The organism is Streptomyces albicerus (assembly GCF_008905045.1).
In the GTDB taxonomy this organism is placed as follows: domain Bacteria; phylum Actinomycetota; class Actinomycetes; order Streptomycetales; family Streptomycetaceae; genus Streptomyces; species Streptomyces albicerus.
This window is the reverse complement of record NZ_VWMY01000021.1, coordinates 80,704-99,729: the sequence shown is the minus strand read 5'-3', so window position 1 is coordinate 99,729 and position 19,026 is coordinate 80,704. Positions and strand designations below refer to the sequence as shown.

The 19,026-nt window shown below is 71.5% G+C and carries 10 protein-coding genes; 3 read left to right on the top strand and 7 right to left on the bottom strand.

The window, feature by feature from the left end; genetic code table 11:
- Positions 1–6: 6 nt before the first annotated feature.
- From GAS53_RS20395 to GAS53_RS20385, 3 genes are all read right to left on the bottom strand, one after another.
- Entirely contained in the window at positions 7–3,537 is a 3,531-nt protein-coding gene (locus tag GAS53_RS20395) for an ATP-dependent DNA helicase (protein ID WP_151479073.1), read from the bottom strand.
- Between the two features lie 136 nt (positions 3,538–3,673).
- Positions 3,674–7,156, bottom strand: coding sequence for an ATP-dependent helicase (locus tag GAS53_RS20390; RefSeq protein WP_151479072.1), 3,483 nt, complete (start codon positions 7,154–7,156; stop codon positions 3,674–3,676).
- Positions 7,157–7,461: 305 nt separating this feature from the next.
- Positions 7,462–7,827: an MGMT family protein gene (locus GAS53_RS20385; RefSeq protein ID WP_318722796.1), complete on the bottom strand. Its 366-nt coding sequence runs from the start codon at positions 7,825–7,827 to the stop codon at positions 7,462–7,464.
- A 185-nt stretch (positions 7,828–8,012) separates the two neighbouring features.
- On the opposite strand from GAS53_RS20385, the gene GAS53_RS20380 reads away from it, so the two are divergent.
- The 3 genes from GAS53_RS20380 to GAS53_RS20370 all read left to right on the top strand — a co-directional run bounded on the left by GAS53_RS20380 (position 8,013) and on the right by GAS53_RS20370 (position 14,185).
- Positions 8,013–10,793, top strand: a complete 2,781-nt coding sequence (locus tag GAS53_RS20380; RefSeq protein WP_192583191.1) for a lysylphosphatidylglycerol synthase transmembrane domain-containing protein — start codon at positions 8,013–8,015, stop codon at positions 10,791–10,793.
- A 119-nt stretch (positions 10,794–10,912) separates the two neighbouring features.
- The gene (locus GAS53_RS20375; protein WP_151479070.1) at positions 10,913–12,463 is read left to right on the top strand and encodes an alpha/beta hydrolase; all 1,551 of its coding nucleotides are present in this window, start codon (positions 10,913–10,915) and stop codon (positions 12,461–12,463) included.
- 183 nt (positions 12,464–12,646) lie between these two features.
- On the top strand, positions 12,647–14,185 hold the full coding sequence (locus GAS53_RS20370) for an alpha/beta hydrolase (protein WP_151479069.1): 1,539 nt from the start codon (positions 12,647–12,649) through the stop codon (positions 14,183–14,185).
- A gap of 185 nt (positions 14,186–14,370) precedes the next feature.
- Here GAS53_RS20370 and moeZ read toward each other — a convergent pair whose 3' ends face one another.
- The 4 genes from moeZ to GAS53_RS20350 all read right to left on the bottom strand — a co-directional run bounded on the left by moeZ (position 14,371) and on the right by GAS53_RS20350 (position 18,899).
- Positions 14,371–15,549: an adenylyltransferase/sulfurtransferase MoeZ gene (gene moeZ / locus GAS53_RS20365; protein WP_151479068.1), complete on the bottom strand. Its 1,179-nt coding sequence runs from the start codon at positions 15,547–15,549 to the stop codon at positions 14,371–14,373.
- Positions 15,550–15,612: 63 nt separating this feature from the next.
- A complete protein-coding gene (locus tag GAS53_RS20360) occupies positions 15,613–16,362 on the bottom strand; it encodes a spherulation-specific family 4 protein (protein WP_151479067.1) in 750 nt (249 codons plus the stop codon).
- On the bottom strand, positions 16,350–17,309 hold the full coding sequence (locus tag GAS53_RS20355; RefSeq protein WP_151479066.1) for an NAD-dependent epimerase/dehydratase family protein: 960 nt from the start codon (positions 17,307–17,309) through the stop codon (positions 16,350–16,352). The genes GAS53_RS20360 and GAS53_RS20355 overlap by 13 nt, the downstream gene beginning before the upstream one ends.
- A gap of 150 nt (positions 17,310–17,459) precedes the next feature.
- Positions 17,460–18,899, bottom strand: a complete 1,440-nt coding sequence (locus GAS53_RS20350) for a hypothetical protein (RefSeq protein WP_404829258.1) — start codon at positions 18,897–18,899, stop codon at positions 17,460–17,462.
- Between the last annotated feature and the right edge of the window lie 127 nt (positions 18,900–19,026).

The window sequence follows — 19,026 nt, the reverse complement described above, 5'->3', positions numbered from 1 at the left end:
ACGAGCCTATCCGTCCACGCGCGCGTGCTGGTCCGGCGGCTCCTCGGGGACCCCTTCGGGTGGTTCTTCCAGGAGGAGCCGTTCCAGTGCGGCCCGGTCGGGCAGGGCCTCGGGGCGTACGACCTCGCCGCTACGCACGTACAGGAAGGCGGCCTGTACGGATTCCAGGGGTACGCCGTGCTGCTCGGCCCAGGCGAGCCGGTAGAGGGCGAGCTGGAGGGGGTCGGCGGTGCGGGTGCGGTTGGTCTTCCAGTCGACGATCTCGTACGTCGCCCCGTCGCCGTCGCCTTCTTTGTAGACGGCGTCGATACGGCCTCGTACGACGCGTCCGGCGATCTCGAGCTGGAAAGGGGCCTCGACGCGGTAGGGGGTGCGGTGGGCGTACGGGCTGCGTTCGAAGGCGTCCTTGAGGGCTTCGAGGTCGCGTTCGTCGGCGATCTCGGCCTCGCTGCCCGGTAGTTCCTCCGGTTCCAGCATCGGCAGGCGCAGTTCTTCGAAGCGGGCTTCGACCCAGGCGTGGAAGCGGGTGCCGCGGCGTGCGGCCTGCTGGGGCGGGCGTGGCATGGGGCGCGCGAGTTCCTGCGCGAAGGTGTCCGGGTCGGCGGCCAGGCGCAGCAGCTGGGATGCGGTCAGGGAGGTCGGCAGGGGTACGTCCGTGACGCTCTCGCGGGCGCGCAGGAGCTCCCCGGTGAGGGCGTCCAGGTCACGATCCCAGGAGGCGATGGTGCGGGCTTCCTCGGGGGTGACGCGCGTGGTCTCGGGCGGGTGCGGGCGGGCGTCCGGGGCCGGGGTGGGGTGCGGGACCCTGGGGTGGTTCCGGGTCCACGAGTTCCAGTCGCCCGGTTCGTCCGCTGCGAAACCGGGTTCGTCATCCGCGAAATCGGTCTCTTCGTAGGGTGCGTCCGCGAAGTCCCCGTCCCCGTAAGGGGGCTCGTCGTAAGGGGGCTCGTCGTCCTCGGGCGGAGGCGGCCAGTCCGGGTCGTCGTACGAGTCAGGGGCGTCGTGGGCCGAAGGGTGGGCCGTCTCGTGGGAGTGGCCGGACTCCAGGTGGGCCAGCACCGTCTGTGCGGCCGCGCGTCGGCGGGCCATGGCCGTGTCGTCCAGTGGGAGCGGCCAGGCGTGGTCGCCGCCGGCCTCGTGCAGCGCGGGGTTCTCCTCGTTCTCCTCGGGTTCGTCCGCCCAGGCCTCGATCTCGCCGTGGCCGGCCGCGCAGTGCTCGTACAGGGCGTGCAGGAAGTCGGAGGGGCCGCGGGGCCTCTTCTGGGAGGGGCCCCACCAGTGGCCGGAGCCGAGCAGCAGCGAGCGGGGGCGGGTGAAGGTGACGTAGCCGAGGCGGAGTTCCTCGGTGTGCTGGTGCTCCTTCATGGCCTCCTGGAAGGCCTTCATGCTCCCGGAGTCCCATGCGTCGATGTCGGGCAGGGTGTCGGCGTCGCCGCGCAGTTCGTGCGGGAGGACCTTGCCCTGGGCGGTCCATTTCTCGCGGCCCTGGCTGCTGGGGAAGGTGCCGGTGACCAGTCCGGGGATGGCGACGACGTCCCACTCCAGGCCCTTGGACTTGTGCGCGGTGAGCACCTTGACGGTGTTCTCGCCGCCCGGCAGGGCGTTGTCGAGGCCCTTCTCGTACTGGGCGGCCGTGCGCAGGAAGCCGAGGAAGGCGAGGAGGCTGGCCTCGCCGTCGTTGGCGGCGAAGGACGCGGCGATGTCCAGGAAGTTGGAGAGAGTCTCGCGGCGGCGGGCGGCCAGGGCGTGCGGAGACGCGGAGAGCTCCACCTCCAGGCCGGTGGTGGCGAGTACCCGGTGCAGGACGTCCATGAGCGGGTCGGCGAGTGAGCGGCGGAGGTCGCGCAGTTCGGCGGCGAGCCGCGCGAACCGTACGCGCGCGTCGGCCGAGAAGGGCAGCCCGTCGTCGTCCCCTTCGCCTCTCAGGGGTGTCTCCAGGAAGGTGTCGAGGGCGTCCGCGAGCGAGATCACCTCGGCCGGGTCGACCCCCTCGACGGCGGCGGCGAGGCGCCGGTCCGGGTCGTCGTCGGCCCCCACGCGCGCGTGGGACACGAGAAGCCGGGCCCGGCGTCCCAGGAGAGCGAGGTCGCGCGCGCCGATGCGCCAGCGCGGGCCGGTGAGCAGGCGGACCAGTGAGGCGTTGGCGCCGGGGTCCTGGAGGACCTCGCAGACGGCGACCAGGTCGGCGACCTCGGGCAGGTGCAGCAGGCCGGAGAGGCCGACGACCTCGACGGGGATGTCACGGGCGACGAGCGCGCCCTGGATCTCGGCGAAGTCCGTCGCGGTGCGGCACAGGACGGCGATCTCGCCGGGCGCCTTTCCGGTGCGTACGAGGTGGGCGATGGAGTCGGCGAGCCAGTCCATCTCCTCGGCGTGGGTGCGCAGCAGGGCGCAGCGCACCATGCCGTCCCGTTCGGCGCCGGGGGCCGGGCGGAGGGCTTCCACGCCCGCGTGCATGGCGCGCAGGGGCTCGGCGAGGCCGTTGGCGAGGTCGAGGAGGCGGCCGCCGCTGCGGCGGTTCTCACTGAGCGCCTGGCGGGTCGCGGGGCGGCCGTCGGCGTGCGCGAAGTGCTCGGGGAAGTCGTCGAGGTTGGCGACGGAGGCGCCGCGCCAGCCGTAGATCGCCTGACAGGGGTCGCCGACGGCGGTCACCGGGTGGCCGGTGCCGCCGCCGAACAGGCCCGCCAGAAGGATGCGCTGGGCCACGGACGTGTCCTGGTACTCGTCGAGCAGGACCACCCGGAACTCGTCGCGCAGGATGCCGCCGACCTCGGGGCGTGTGCTGGCGAGGGTCGCGGAGAGGGCGATCTGGTCGCCGAAGTCGAGGAGGTCGCGCTCACGCTTGGCCGCCCTGTAGCGGCTCACCAGCTCGGCCAGTTCACGCCGGGCGGCGGCCGTCTCCGGGACCTTGCGCAGATCGGCGTTGGTGAGCTTGGCGCTCTCCAGGTCACGCAGCAGCGCGGCGTCGTACGCGCGCAGCTCCTCGGGATGCACGAGGTGTTCGGCGAGCTCGGAGTCGAGCGTCAGGAGGTCGCTGACCAGGTCGGGGAAGGAGCGGGTGAGCGCCGGGTAGAGCCCCGGTGCCTCGCGCAGGACGCGTGCGGCGAGCTGGTAGCGGGTCGCGTCGGCCAGGAGGCGCGCGGTGGGTTCGAGCCCGATGCGCAGTCCGTGGTCGGTCAGCAGGCGGCCCGCGAAGGCGTGGTACGTGGAGATGACCGGCTCGCCCGGCGGGTTGTCCGGGTCGATGACGTCCGGGTCGGTGACGCCCGCCTTGATGAGGGCTTTGCGTACGCGCTCGGCGAGTTCGCCCGCCGCCTTGTTGGTGAAGGTCAGGCCGAGGACCTGCTCGGGGGCGACCTGACCGGTGCCGACCAGCCACACCACGCGCGCGGCCATCACGGTGGTCTTGCCCGATCCGGCTCCGGCCACGATCACCTGCGGGGCGGGCGGTGCGGTGATGCAGGCCGTCTGCTCCGGGGTGAACGGGATGCCGAGGAGCTCCTTGAGCTGCTCGGGATCGGTGATACGGGCTGGCACGTCAGAGAGGCTAGCCGCGCGCACTGACAGTCGGTGCCGTATCGGTGGCCGGGCCGAAGGATGTGCTGGTCAGCACGCGTGGTGCGGTACGTCACTCCCGGCATCCCTTGACGACACGCCCCCGGGAGCGGGGGGGTCACTCGACCACGTGCCGCCCCTCTGGCCGCGCGCTGCACGAGGCCCGGAATGCGCAGTGCGTGCAGTGCTGGCCCGAGGTCGGCGTGAACCGTTCGTCGAGGACCTTGCCCGCGGCGGTGGCGAGGAGGTCACCGACCCACTCGCCCTCCAGGGGCTCCTGGGCCTGCACCTTGGGGAGGGTCTCGCCGCCGTCCTTCTTGGGGGCGCCCTGGCGGAGCTGGACGAGTTCGGCGCCGCCCGCCTCGGGGCGTTCGCCGTCGAAGGCCTCGTCCACGGCGCCCTCGTGGACGGCGAGCTGGTAGACGGCGAGCTGCGGGTGGTGGGCCACGTCGGCGGCGCTCGGTGCCTGTTTGCCGGTCTTGAAGTCGACTACGTAGGCGCGGCCTTCGGTGTCCCGCTCGACGCGGTCCATGGAGCCGCGGATGCGTACTTCGTAGGAGCCCGCTTCGAGGGTGACGTCGAAGTCGTGCTCGCTGGCCACAGGGGTCCGGCCCGTGCGGTCCATGACGTGCCACTTCAGGAAGCGTTCGAGTGCCACGCGCGCGTGCTCCTTCTCCTGCGCCGACTTCCAGGGCGCGTCGAAGGCGAGCGCGTCCCACACGGAGTCGAGGCGCTCCATGAGGACGGCGAGGTCGGCGGGTGTACGGCCGGAGGCGACCTCGTCGGCCAGGACGTGCACCACGTTGCCGAAGCCCTGGGCGGCGGTCGCGGGGGCGTCGGCTTTCACCTCGCGGCCCAGGAACCACTGCAGGGCACAGGTGTTGGCGAGCTGGTCGAGGGCGCTTCCGGAGAGCACCACGGGGTGGTCGCGGTCGCGCAGCGGGACCTTGCTCTCTGTCTGGTCGTACATGCCCCACCAGCGGTAGGGGTGCGCGGACGGCACGAGGGGGCGACCGTCCTCGTCGCCGAGCGCGGCGAGCCTGGCGAGGCGGCGGGCCGCGGCTTCCCTGAGGGTGTCCGAGACGCGCGGGTCGACCGTCGTGGCGCGCAGTTCGGCGACGAGCGCGGCGACGGACAGGGGGCGGCGGGGACGGCCTGTTATGTCCTTGGGCTCCACGCCGAGTTCGGTGAGGAAGCGTGAGGGCTGGTCGCCGTCGTCGGCGGGGGCCTTCACGGCGGTGACGACGAGGCGTTCACGCGCGCGCGTGGCGGCCACGTAGAACAAACGACGCTCTTCGGAGAGGAGCGCTCCGGGCGTGAGTGGTTCGGCAAGTCCGTCGCGTCCGATGCGGTCGGCCTCCAGGAGGGAGCCGCGGCGGCGCAGGTCGGGCCACAGGCCTTCCTGGACGCCCGCGACGACGACGAGGCGCCACTCCAGGCCCTTGGAGCGGTGCGCGGTCATCAGGCGTACGGCGTCGGGGCGTACGGCCCTGCGGGTGAGCGTGTCGGCGGCGATGTCCTCGGCGTCGATCTCCTCCAGGAAGTTGAGGGCTCCGCGGCCGCCGGTGCGCTCCTCGGCGCGGGCCGCGGTCGCGAACAGCGCGCACACGGCGTCGAGGTCGCGGTCCGCGTTGCGCCCTGCCGCGCCGCCACGCCGGGCGGCGCGCTCCAGGCGCTGCGGCCACGGCGTGCCGTCCCACAGCTCCCAGAGCGCCTCCTCGGCCGTGCCACCCCCCGCGAGGCGCTCGCGTGCCTTCCGCAGCAGGGCGCCCAGACGCTGAGCTCCGCGCGCGTACGACGGGTCGTGGGCGACGAGCCGCTCCGGCTCGGCCAGGGCCCGCGCCAGCAACTCGTCGGAGGGCGGCGGGACATGGTTGCCCGCGGCGCGCTCCTCCTCGCGCAGGGCTCGGCCCAGGCGGCGCAGATCGGCGGCGTCCATGCCGGCCAGCGGGGACGCGAGGAGGGTGAGCGCGGTCTCGGTGTCGAGCCAGGGCTTTTCCGGGGTGAGGTCTTCTGACGCAGGTTCCCCGGAGGTTGCGGCTTTCCCCGAAGCTTCGGGCTCGGCGGCTCCGGAGTCTTCGGAGTCTTCGGAGTCTTCGGGCCGAGGCTCCTGGGACCTTGGCTCGTCCGTTTCGGCGCCCTCTAGCTCAGGGTCCTCGACGACAGCCCCGTGTGGCTCCTCAGCTCCGCCTCCGGCCGTCTCCCCCAGCTCCGCCGCGGCCACCGCCTTGAGTGCCGTCAGCAGCGGCGCCACCGCCGGTTCGTGGCGCAGCGCCAGGTCGTCGCCGTCGATGTCGAGGGGCACACCGGCCGCGGTGAGGTTGCGGCGGATCGTCGGGATGGTGCGGGAGCCGGCGCGCACCAGGACGGCCATCTCGCCCCAGGGGACGCCGTCCTCCAGATGGGCACGGCGGAGGATGTCCGCGATGTTGTCCAGCTCCGTACCGGGGGTCGGGTACGTGTAGACCTCGACGCGGCCGCCGTCCCGTACGGGGGCCAGCTCCCTGTGGGCGCGTACTTTCTCCGCCGGGAGGCGGGTCAGGGGCATGCGCTGGGTCAGCAGCCTGCTGGCCGCCAGCAGGCCGGCGCCCGACCGGCGTGACGTCCTCAGGACCTCCACCGGCGCCGAAGCACCGTCCGCGCGCGGGAAGGCCTCCGGGAACTCCAGGATGCCGTTCACGTCGGCGCCCCGGAACGCGTAGATCGACTGGTCGGGGTCGCCGAAGGCCACGAGGGTGCGGCCGCCGCCCGCGAGCGCGCGCAGCAGTCGTACCTGTGCCGGGTCGGTGTCCTGGTACTCGTCCACGAAGACGGTGTCGTACTGGGCCGCCAGGCGCTCGGCGACCTCGGGGCGCCGGGCGAGCAGCACCGCGCGGTGCACCAGTTCCGCGTAGTCGAGCACTCCTTGCATGTCGAGGACGTCGAGGTACTCGGCGAGGAAGGAGGAGGCCGCGAGCCAGTCGGGGCGGCCGATGCGCCTCGCGAAGGCCTGGAGCGCGTCGGGCCCGAGGCCCAGCTCGCGGCTGCGGGCGAGGACCGCGCGCACCTCGTCGGCGAAGCCGCGCGTCGTCAGACAGGCGCGCAGTTCGTCCGGCCAGCGCACATGGGCGAGACCGAGCTGCTCCAGGGCCGGCTGGCCCGCGAGCAGTTCCCGTACCGCCACGTCCTGTTCGGGACCGGAGAGCAGCCGCAGCGGCTCCACGAACAGGTCGCTGTCCTGGTGGGCGCGGACCAGGGCGTAGCAGAAGGAGTGGAAGGTCGTCGCCCGGGGCGCGTGAGCCGCTCCTATGCGCAGGGCCATGCGGTCGCGCAGCTCCACGGCAGCCTTGCGGCTGAACGTCAGCACCAGGACCCGCTCGGGGTCCGCGCCGCGCGCGATCCGGGCCGCCACGGACTCGACGAGCGTGGTCGTCTTGCCGGTGCCCGGACCTGCGAGAACGAGCAGCGGGCCGTCCGTGTGGTCAACCACCGCTCGCTGCCCTGCGTCCAGCAGAGGGGGAGCCACCCGGACCGGCGGGGTACGCACCAGTCGGTAAGCGCCACGGGTCCCCTGTCGCCCCTGGGGGTGCGACAGGCGCCTGGTGGAGGAAGAGGAGCTCACGTGGTTCGCCGGTCCTGGTGGGTGTGCTTGGGTCTGTCACTGCGGGCGCGGAGCGCCGTCGTTGCGAGGTGGTGGGCGGGCGACGGGTGGGAGGGCTGCCGCGCGTGGGGGGCGGTGGCCACGGGATGAACGGGATGCGCGCCGTCGACGCTACGCCGGTGGATGCCGTGGAAGCAGGGCTTCCTCTTGTTCCCTCCCGACACACGCGTCTCCCGCACCACGAACGTACGGCATGTCACGGACGTGCCCCGATTCCCCCGTACGGGCCACCGGTCCCCCTTCCGGCCGTCCGATGCCGGAAGCTGTCAGGTGTGACCCTCCGTGCGTTCGCCGCCGTCCCAGCGCGCCCGTTTCATGTCGACGCGCGGCAGATGGCCTTCGGAGGCCTTGCTCGCCTCCTTCAGGGGCGTGCCCTCCGCGCGGTAGTGGCCCAGTGCCTCAAGTTCGTGGCCGGGGAGCAGCACGCCGTCCGCACGTATGACCCGCCACCATGGAACGGCCCCTCCGTAAAGGGCCATGACGCGGCCGACCTGTCGCGGCCCGCCCTCCTCCAGCCATTCGGCGACGTCTCCATACGTCATGACACGCCCGGGCGGAATCAGCTCGGCGACGTCGAGGACCCGCTCCGCGTACTCCGGCAGGGCGTCCGCCGGAAGGCTCTGCTCGCTCATCCGGCCCATCCTGCCCCACACCACCGACAATGTGACGTGGCGGCGACTGTGCGTATCCCTCGCCCCGATGCAGCGCTTCGGGCAGACTGTGCGCCCCCGCATTGCACCCTGATGCCCTCTTGTGTCAGCGGGGCATGCCACCATCATGCGGGCGGTTACTGGTGATACGAGATCAAGAAGAGACGATGAAACAGCAGGGTGTGCACCCCGAAGACGCGGAGGGCACCTCTGAGGTTTCGTCGCGCCCCGACACCGGCGACGATACGGACGAGCGCACTCCGGACACGTACAAGTACAAGAAGAAGACGGACATGCGCAAGGAGAGCGACGCCGAGAAGGCCGACTGCGCCGACGACGACGCCCACACTGAAGAGGTCGAGGGCGACGAGCCGCTGCTCCCCGCGCGCGTGCATCGTCCGTCCGACCTGATGCGCCTCCTGGTGGGCATCCTCGCGGTCGCGGTGCTGCTGGCGATCGCCGCGTTCGCGCACGGCACGACGTCGGGGCTGGCGCAGGACATCAACAAGGGCACCGACGAGGCACCCGACCTGTTGATCAAGATCGCGGGGCTCGCGTCGAGCATCGCGATCCTCCTGGTGCCGGTCGCCTTTGCCATCGAGCGGCTGATCAAGCGGGACGGGCTGCGCATCGCCGACGGCGTTCTGGCCGCGGTCCTCGCGCACGGAGTGACGCTCGCCACCGATCTGTGGGTCGCCAAGGCTGCACCGGACTCGATCCAGAAGGCGCTCACGCAGCCCTCGCCGGGTGACATCCACGCTCTCACCGACCCGGTGCACGGCTATCTCGCGCCGGTCATCGCGTACATGACGGCAGTCGGCATGTCGCGCCGGCCGCGCTGGCGCGCGGTGCTGTGGGTGGTGCTGCTGCTCGACGCCTTCTCCATGCTGGTCACCGGCTACACGACCCCGTTCTCGATCATCCTGACGGTGCTGATCGGCTGGAGCGTGGCGTACGGGACGCTGTACGCGGTCGGCTCGCCGAACGTGCGGCCCACAGGGCGGACGCTGATGGCGGGCCTGCGGCACGTCGGCTTCCACCCGGTGAGCGCGGCCAGGGACGAGACGCCGGAGGCCCCGGACGGTGATCGTGGCCGCCGGTACTTCGTGACGCTGCAGGACGGCCCGCCGCTGGACGTCACGGTCGTCGACCGCGAGCAGCAGGCGCAGGGCTTCTTCTACCGCGCCTGGCGCCGTCTGACACTGCGCGGCATCACCACGCGCCGCAGCCTCCAGTCGCTGCGCCAGGCCCTGGAGCAGGAAGCGCTCCTCGCGTACGCGGCCATCGCGGCCGGGGCCAACGCTCCCAAGCTGATCGCGACCTCCGAGCTCGGCCCCGACGCCGTGATGCTCGTCTACGAGCACACCGGCGGGCGCACGCTCGACTCGCTGCCGGACGAGGCCATCACCGACGAGTTGCTGCGCGACACCTGGCACCAGGTGCAGGCACTGCAGTCGCGGCGCATCGCGCACCGCAGGCTCGCGGGCGACGCGATTCTGGTGGATCGTTCCGGCACGGTCATCCTCACGGATCTGCGCAACGGCGAGATCGCGGCCGGTGAGCTGCTGCTGCGCATGGACATCGCCCAGTTGGTGACCACGCTCGGCCTGCGGGTCGGCGCGGAGCGCGCGGTGGCATCGGCCGTCGGGGTGCTCGGCCCGGACGCGGTCGCCGACTGCCTGCCGATGCTGCAGCCCATCGCGCTCACACGCTCCCACCGCGCGACGCTGCGGAAACTGGCCAGGGAGCGGTCGCAGCGCGAGCGCGAGGCTGTCCTGGAGGCCTCGCGTCAGGAGAAGCTGGCCCGCGCCGAGGAGCACGAGGCCACACCCGAGGACACCAAGCCCGTCCTCGACAAGCCCGGCAAGAAGGCCGTACGCGCCGAGCAGCGGGCCGAGAAGCGGGCGATCGACGAGGCTCTGGACGAGGCCCGCGAGGAGGATCTGCTCACCCAGATCCGCCACCAGGTGCTGCTGATCAGGCCGCAGGCACCGGTCGAGCCGGCCCGCCTGGAGCGCATCCGGCCGCGCACGCTGATCAGTTTCATCGCCGGCGCGATCGGCGGGTACTTCCTGCTGACGCAGCTCACGCACATCGAGTTCGGCACGCTCTTCGACAACGCCGAGTGGGGCTGGGTCGCCGCCGCCGTGCTCTTCTCGGCACTGAGCTACTTCGCGGCGGCCATGAGTCTGCTGGGCTTCGTGCCCGAGCGGGTGCCGTTCCTGCGGGCCGTGGCGGCGCAGGTCGCCGGGTCATTCGTGAAGATCGTGGCGCCTGCGGCGGTGGGCGGTGTCGCCCTCAACACGCGATTCCTCCAGCGCACGGGCGTACGGCCGGGGCTCGCGGTGGCGAGCGTCGGCGCGTCGCAGCTGTTCGGGCTCGGCTGCCACATCCTGATGCTGCTGTCCTTCGGCTACCTGACCGGAACCGAGAAGACACCCTCCTTGTCGCCGTCCCGCACGGTCATCGCAGGTCTGCTGACCGTCGCGGTCCTCGTCCTCGTGGTGACCTCGGTGCCGTTCCTGCGGAAATTCGTCGCCACGCGCGTGCGGTCACTTTTCGCGGGTGTCGTACCGCGCATGCTGGACGTACTTCAGCGGCCGCAGAAGCTCATCACCGGCATCGGCGGCATGCTCCTGCTGACGGCCTGCTTCGTGATGTGTCTGGACGCGTCGATCCGGGCGTTCGGCAGCGACGACACGCCCGCGATCAGCATCGCCAGCGTCGCCGTGGTCTTCCTCGCCGGAAACGCGCTCGGCTCCGCGGCGCCCACCCCGGGCGGCGTGGGCGCGGTCGAGGCGACCCTCACGGTCGGTCTGATCGCCGTCGGGCTCCCTAGCGAGGTCGCGGCGCCCGCGGTGCTCCTCTACCGGCTCCTCACACTGTGGCTGCCCGTCCTGCCGGGCTGGCTGTTCTTCAACCATCTGACGCGCAAGGGCGCGCTCTAGAGGTACTGACCCGAAGCGTTGCTCACGCGGCTGACGGGTGGCCGGCCGCCGACGCGGAGCTCTCACCCGCACGGCCCGCGCCCCGAGCGCCCCGTCCTGAGCGCCCCCAGGATGGGACCATGCCGAAACCTTCCCCGCTGCACACCGCTGCCCTGACCGCCACCGCCGTTCTGCTGTCCGCGGCCCTCGCCGGATGCGACGGCGACAGCGACTCCAAGGACGAGGACCTGTCGGCGCAGAAGCTGAGCTGGAAGGACTGCCCGGAGCCGTCCGCGTCCGAGGGCGGAGGAGACGCCCCGTCGCCCCTGCCGGACGGTGACACGTGGAAGTGCGCCACCCTGAAGGCGCCCCTCGACTGGGACAAGCCCAAGGGGGACACGATCGGGCTGGCCCTGATCCGCGCGGAGGCGAGCGGCGCCAAGGACAAGCGCGTCGGCTCGCTGGTGTTCAACTTCGGCGGTCCGGGCGGGTCGGGCGTGGCCACGCTCCCCGCGTTCGGCCAGGACTACGAGCAACTGCGCACCCGCTACGACCTGGTCAGCTTCGACCCGCGCGGCGTCGGCCGCAGCGCGGGCGTGAAGTGCGAGAACAACGAACAGCTCGACGAGTACTTCCAGCAGGACGCCACCCCCGACGACACGGCCGAGCAGACGAAGCTCCTGGACAACACGAAGAAGTTCAACTCGGCCTGCGAGAAGAACTCCGGGAAGACCCTCCCGCACGTACGCACCACCGACGCGGCCCGCGACATGGACCTGATGCGCCAGGTCCTCGGCGACGACAAGCTGCACTACTTCGGCATCTCGTACGGCACCGAACTGGGCGGCGTGTACGCCCACTTGTTCCCCAAGAACGTGGGGCGGGCCGTCTTCGACGCGGTCGTGGACCCGACACAGGACCCGGAGCAGGGATCGCTCGGGCAGGCCGAGGGCTTCCAGCTCGCGCTCGACAACTTCGCCGAGGACTGCACCTCGAAGGAGGAGGACTGCCCGCTCGGCGACAGCGCGCAGGACGTCAAGGACCGGATCGCCAAGCTGCTCAAGGACCTCGACAGCAGGCCGATCCCGGGCGTCTTCCCGCGTGAGCTGACCCAGACGGTCGCCACCAGCGGCATCGCGCAGGCCCTGTACTCCCAGGACTTCTGGGAGTTCCTCACCGAAGGGCTCCAGCAGGCGTACGACGGTGACGGCACGATCCTGATGCAGCTGGCCGACTCGATGAACGGGCGCAATGAGGACGGCGAGTACAGCAACATCACCGCCGCCAACGTCTCCATCAACTGCGCCGACGACAAGCAGCGGTACACCACCGCGGACGTGCGAGCCAGGCTTCCGGAGTTCCGCGAGGCCTCGCCCCTGTTCGGTGACTACCTGGCATGGGGTCTGGTCGGCTGCACCGACTGGCCCGTGGCGGGCGCCGCCGACCACCCGGACGTGAGTGCGCCAGGTTCGGCGCCGATCCTCGTGGTGGGCAACACCGGCGACCCGGCGACGCCGTACGAGGGTGCCCGCAGGATGGTGGACTCGCTGGGCAAGGGCGTCGGCGTCGAGCTGACGTACAAGGGACAGGGCCATGGCGCGTACGACAGCGGGAACAAGTGCGTGCGCGACGCCGTGAACGGCTACCTCCTGGACGGCAAGGTCCCGCCGACCGGCACGGTCTGCTCGTAAGAGCGCCGGAATCTGCTCACGAAATAGCCGGACCCGGCTCGCGAAAGCGCCGGACTCAGCCCATAAAATCGCAGGTCAGAAGGTTATCCACAGGCCTCGGCGGCACTCGCGGAGATCTGCCTACTATGGCCTGACTGTCATCCGCGGCATCCGGCGGACGACGTTGCGAGGGGGGATGTGCTCATGGCGCGTTTCACACGGTGGACGGCTCTGGCCGCCGCCGCGTTGCTGATGGCCGGCTGCAGCGGCTCGTCCGGGAGCGGTGAGGACGAGAACAAGGACGACGGCAAGCCGCCGGCAGCGGCGCCGTCCGGGCTGCCCGCCTCACTCACCTCGCAGAAGCTCGACTGGGGCCGCTGCAAGGCCACGGCGACCGGGCCCGCGCCGGGCGACGACTGGCGGTGCGCGACGCTCAAGGTGCCGCTCGACTGGGCGAAGCCGACGGGCGAGACCATCGGCCTCGCGCTGATCCGCAGCGAGTCGAGCGGCTCCTCGGACGAGCGCATCGGCTCACTGCTGTTCAACTTCGGCGGCCCGGGTGGCTCGGGCATCGACTACCTGCCGCCGTACGGCCCCACGTTCGCCGAGCTCCACGAGCGGTACGACCTGGTGAGCTGGGACCCGCGCGGTGTCGCCGCCAGCGAGGGCGTTCGCTGCCGCGGCGACAAGGAGATCCAGACGGCCGAATCGGTCGACACCACGCCGGACACATCCACCGAGGAGACCACGTTCCTCAAGGACGCCGCCGACTTCGGCAAGGGCTGCGGGGAGTCGGCGGGCAAGCTCATGGGGCATGTCTCGACGACCGACACGGCCCGGGACATGAACCTGATGCGCCATGTCCTCGGTGACGACAAGCTGCACTACTTCGGCATCTCGTACGGCACTGAACTGGGCGGCGTGTACGCCCACTTGTTCCCCAAGAACGTGGGGCGTCTGGTCCTCGACGCGGTCGTCGACCCGACCGCCGGCACGGTGGGGCACGCCAAGAACCAGACCCGCGGCTTCCAGCGCGCGCTGGACAACTACCTCAAGTCCACGGGGCAGGACCCCGAAGAGGGCTCCCAGAGGATCGTGGACCTGCTGGAGCGGATCGACGCCGATCCGCTGCCGACTTCGAGCGGCCGCGAGCTCACTCAGCAGCTGGCACTCACCGGCATCGTGTATCCGCTGTACGACGAGCAGACCTGGCCCGCCCTCACCAGCGCGCTCGACGCGGCCGAGGACGGCGACGGTACGGAGCTGCTCGCGCAGGCCGACGGCTACAACGACCGTGACGCGTCGGGTCGTTACGGCACGACGACGCATTCACAACGGGTCATATCGTGCTTGGACGACAAGGAGCGGCCGACGCCCGAGGAGGCGAAGAAGCTGCTCCCCGAGTTCCGGAAGATCTCGCCCGTCTTCGGCGATTCGATGGGCTGGGACACGGCCGGCTGGTGTCACGACTGGCCGGTGGCCGGTCAGTACGAGACGCCGGAGGTGAGCGCGCCCGGCGCGGAGCCCGTCCTGGTGGTGGGCACCACGGGCGACCCGGCGACGCCGTACGAGGGCGCCCGCAAGATGGCGGACGAGCTGGGCAAGGGTGTCGGAGTACACCTGACCTGGAAGGGCGATGGACACGGTGCGTACGGGAAGGGAAGCGACTGTATCGACAGCACGGTGAACGACTACCTGCTGGACGGGACGGTGCCGAAGGACGGCAAGGTCTGCGCGTCGTAGCGACGCGGGCCGACCGGAAAGCCGGGACGGGGAATGCCGGAGGGAGGGGCCGTCCGCTCCTGCCCGCCCACGCGGCCCGCGTCCACGCCCAACCCCATGCACATGCCCGCGACCGCGCCCGCGCCCGCCCAGCAGAAAGGGGCCCGGCACACCCCGTGCCGAGCCCCTCCCCACAAGGCGTACGCCTAGTACACCGGCTTCTCCGGCTCGATCTGGTTGACCCAGCCGATCACGCCGCCGCCCACGTGCACGGCGTCCGCGAAACCGGCCGACTTGAGGACCGCGAGGACCTCCGCACTGCGGACACCCGTCTTGCAGTGCAGGACGATCTTCTTGTCCTGCGGGAGGGTCTCCAGGGCAGTGCCCATGAGGAACTCGTTCTTCGGGATCAGCTTGGCGCCGGGGATCGAGACGATCTCGTACTCGTTGATCTCCCGGACATCGATGATCTCGATGTTCTCGCCGTCGTCGATCCACTCCTTGAGCTGCTTGGGAGTGATCGTCGAGCCGGCGGCCGCCTCCTGGGCCTCCTCGGAGACGACGCCGCAGAAGGCCTCGTAGTCGATGAGCTCGGTGACGGTGGGGTTCTCGCCGCAGACCGCGCAGTCCGGGTCCTTGCGGACCTTGACCTGGCGGTACTGCATCTCCAGGGCGTCGTAGATCATCAGGCGGCCGACGAGCGGCTCACCGATGCCGGCGAGCAGCTTGATGGCCTCGTTGACCTGGATGGAGCCGATGGACGCGCACAGCACGCCCAGAACGCCGCCCTCGGCGCAGGAGGGAACCATGCCGGGGGGCGGGGGCTCCGGGTAGAGGCAGCGGTAGCAGGGGCCGTGCTCGGACCAGAAGACGGAGGCCTGGCCGTCGAAGCGGTAGATCGAGCCCCAGACGTACGGCTTGTTGAGCAGCACGCACGCGTCGTTGACCAGGTAGCGGGTCGCGAAGTTGTCCGTGCCGTCGACGATCAGGTCGTACTGGCTGAAGATGTCCATCACGTTCTCGGCCTCGAGCCGCTCTTCGTGAAGGATCACGTTCACGTACGGGTTGATGCCGAGCACGCTGTCGCGGGCCGACTGGGCCTTGGAGCGGCCGATGTCCGCCTGGCTGTGGATGATCTGGCGCTGCAGATTGGACTCGTCGACCTCGTCGAACTCCACGATGCCGAGCGTGCCCACGCCCGCGGCGGCCAGGTACATCAGCGCCGGCGATCCGAGGCCGCCGGCGCCCACAGCGAGCACCTTGGCGTTCTTCAGCCGCTTCTGCCCGTCCATGCCCACGTCGGGGATGATCAGGTGGCGGGAGTACCTGCGGACCTCGTCTACGGTGAGCTCAGCAGCTGGCTCGACCAGGGGTGGCAGCGACACGGGGACTCCGTTGGTCGGTCAATCACTACAGTTGTTCTCCGCGTAACACTGCCACGCCCTTCTTCATTCCGAGACACCTGTTCCGATCCGCGAGACGATTTCGTCCCAGTAACCGGGCATGGTCTCCCAGGGGTCGATCGAACCGCCGCGATCCGTGCGGTCGGTGAAGTAGATCGTCGAGGCGCCCTGCCAGCGGGCGATGCGCAGCGCCTCGTCGAGATGACCCCGGGGCACGCCGTGCACGAAGTGACAGAACCGCTCGGGCGGGTATTCGGCGGTCCACTCGGCCACCTGCGACCAGCGGTAATCGCTCCAAGGGCCGGCGAAGGTCACCAACTGGTCGGCGGTTTCGGCATATCCGGGATACGGGTGGGTGCCGTGGCCGAGGACGATGTGGCCCTCGCCGAGGAGCGCGCGCAGCGTGGTGGCCGTGCGCCGGACCTCGGGGAGTGCTGTCCGCTCTGTGGGACAGCGGTCCAGAAGGAAGCCGTCGACCCGGTACCAGTCGAGATAGCGGTGCGCGTCGGAGACGAGTTCACCGAAGGCGCGTGCGCCGTATGTCACATCCAGGTGGCCGAGTACGCGGACGCCCGCGTTGCGCAGGCGTCCGGTCGCTTCCAGACAGTGGGGGTCGGGGCGGGTGCCGGGGCCGTCGGCGACGTTCAGGGCGACCCAGTGCAAGGGGGTCCCGGGGCGGGTGAGTTCGCCCCATTCGACCGGGGCGAGAAGGGGGTGCGCATAGCCGGGAATGCCGAAGCCGATGCTTAAGTCCGTGCACGCGCTGCCCGCTGCGGTGCTGGTCAGATACGGCATGCCGCCTCCATCCAGATGTCGGCGAGGGATTCCTCGAGGTTGATCCGGGGCCGCCAGCCGAGTCGGTCGCGTGCGGTGCGCACGTCGGCCTGCTGCCAGCTGCCGCAGCCGTCGGGATAGGGGTATGCGGTCGGGGCCGTGTGGTCTGGTTCGGAGCGGGGGTGCCCGATGGATGGCCTGATCGGGCCGGGGGGTCCGTCGAGTTCGTGCAGGGCGCCGCCGTAGCCGGCGACGCGTGCGAGGACGGCGGCGGCGTCGCGGAGGCGTACGGCACGACCGGATCCGATGTTGATGACGCCCTGAGCGGCGGAGAGGGAGGCGGCATGGACGGCACGGGCGACGTCGCGTACGTCGATGAAGTCGCGTTGGACGCCGAGGCCACCGAGTTTGAGTTCGCCGTCGCCGGACTGCATGGCGCGGCGCATGGCCTCGGCGAGGCGGCCGAGCGGGGAGCCGGCCGGGGTGCCGGGTCCGGCGGGCGAGAACACCCGCAGGACGACGGCGTCCAGACCGGACCCGAGGACCAGTTCGGTCGCGGCGAGCTTGCTGACGCCGTACGGGCCGCCAGGACGGGGCACGGCATCCTCGGCCGTGGAGGAGCCGGGCTGGCTGGGTCCGTACTCGGCGCCACAGCCGACCTGCACGAGGCGCGCCCCGCAGCCGCTGCGTCGCAGGGCCTCGCAGACGGTGGCGACGGCCACGGTGTTGTGCCGGGTCAGTTCGCGGGCGCCGCCTCGGGTGGCGCCGGCGCAGTTGACGACGACGCCGGGGTGCACCGCGTCCAGGAAGCGGGTGAGCGCGCCCGGGCTGCCGCTGGCGAGGTCGAAGCGTACGTCCGCGTCGTCGCCCCGGCCGAGCGCGGTGAGCTGCACGGCGGGGTCGGCGAGGAGGCGGTCGGCGACGAACCGGCCCAGGTATCCGTTGGCTCCGATCAGCAGCACCCTCATCGGGCGGCTCCCGGGGCGGATTCTCCGATGCGGAGGGTGATCATCTGGCGTTCTCCTTCAGGGTGTTGCCGTGGGTCATGCGGAAGGCCCGCGGTGTCGGCCCCGCGGGAAGGGGTGCGCTCGGCACGGAGGCCGGGTGCCGGGGGCGGTTCACGGCGTGTCGCCGCGTGCCGCGTGGGCCGAGGCCCGGGTGAGGGTCCTGGTCGCGTGGATCAGGAGGACGAGCGCCGCAGCCCCGCACACGAGGGCTGGGACGGCGCCCGGCCCCCAGGTGTCGGCCACGGCCTCGACGGGCTCGGCCAGGAGCGAGCAGCCGGGCAGGCGGCCCGCGAAGACGCTCACCAGTGCCGCCGCCTCGACCACGCCGGCGGCGGCGAGGACGACTGCGGGCGCGTGCGTGAAGCCGTGCACGGTGAGGAGCCGGGCGAGCAGCAGGAGCGCGCCGAGGGCACCGGCTCCGGCGTACGCGGCGGGCTCGCCCAGCACCGCCCCGCACAGGGCGAGCAGCCCGCCCAGGGCGCAGAGGAACAGTCCGAACACGCCGATGAGCAGGGGTCTTACGGAGGAGGCGAACTCCTCCAGGGCACGGCTGGATGCGAGTCTGCGCCGGGCGCGTACGGCGAAAAGGTGGGCGCACCAGGCCGCGGGGGCGCAGGCGAGGGTGAGGGCCAGGACGGAGGCGAGGGCGATCGGCCAGGGGCTGTCGGAGCCGCCGGTGGGCAGTCCGTCGGGGCCGCCCTCGATGCCCGCGGCGAGCAGGCCGTCGCCGAGGAGTGCGTAGGCGAGGAGCCAGCAGGTCCACGCACGCGTGGATGTTGTCGGGTGCCACGCGCGTGCGGCGTGCAGGGGGCCTCGGCGGAGGGCAGCGCGCAGGCCCAGGCCGATGGCGAGTACGCCCGCGACGGTCACCGCGAGGCGCGGCCGTCCTTCGGTGAGCCGCAGCCCGGTCACCGCTGCCGCGCACAGGGCGCCCGGCAGCAGGGCGAGCACGGCCCAGGCCCAGTCGGCGCGCGCCTTGGGGGTGTCGGGTGCCTCGGACCGCGGTGCCGTGTCACCGACGCGAGGCACGCGCGCGTACATCTCCTCGGCGAGCGAGAAGACGTCACGGTGCCGGAAGCGGGTGGCGGTCCGGTCGGTCATCCCGTGCGCCTCCAAGCCCGCGGCGATCTCCAGGGGGTCCACCGCGCGCTCGCACAGCTCGCGGTGACGGTGCATCAGAGCCTTCACCGGGTCGACGCCACCGCGGCGGGCGGAGGGCTTGCGGTCGGTGCCAGGGGGGACTGCCGCGCCGGCGGAGGGCTTGCGGTCGGCTGCAACGGCCTCAGTCGCTTGGGCGGAGGACTTGTGACCGGCGGCAGCGGCCTCGCTCGCGTAACCGGTGGCCCTGCGGTCACTGGCACCGGGTTCGCTCGCGTAAGCGGAGGTCCCGCGGTCACTGGCACCGGGTTCGCTCGCGTAAGCGGAGGTCCCGCGGTCACTGACACCGGGTTCGCTCGCGTAAGCGGAGGTCCCGCGGTCACTGACACCGGGTTCGCTCGCGTCAGCGGAGGTCCCGCGGTCACTGACACCGGGACCGTCGGCGTAAGTCAAGGGCCGGCCGTTGGAGGCGGGAGCCTCGCCCGCCCGCGTGGGGGCACCCCACACGTGCCGAGAATCCGCCGCCCTCGACGATCCTCGCTGGGCATCGACCACCGGCGACTCGCCCAGCCGACCATCC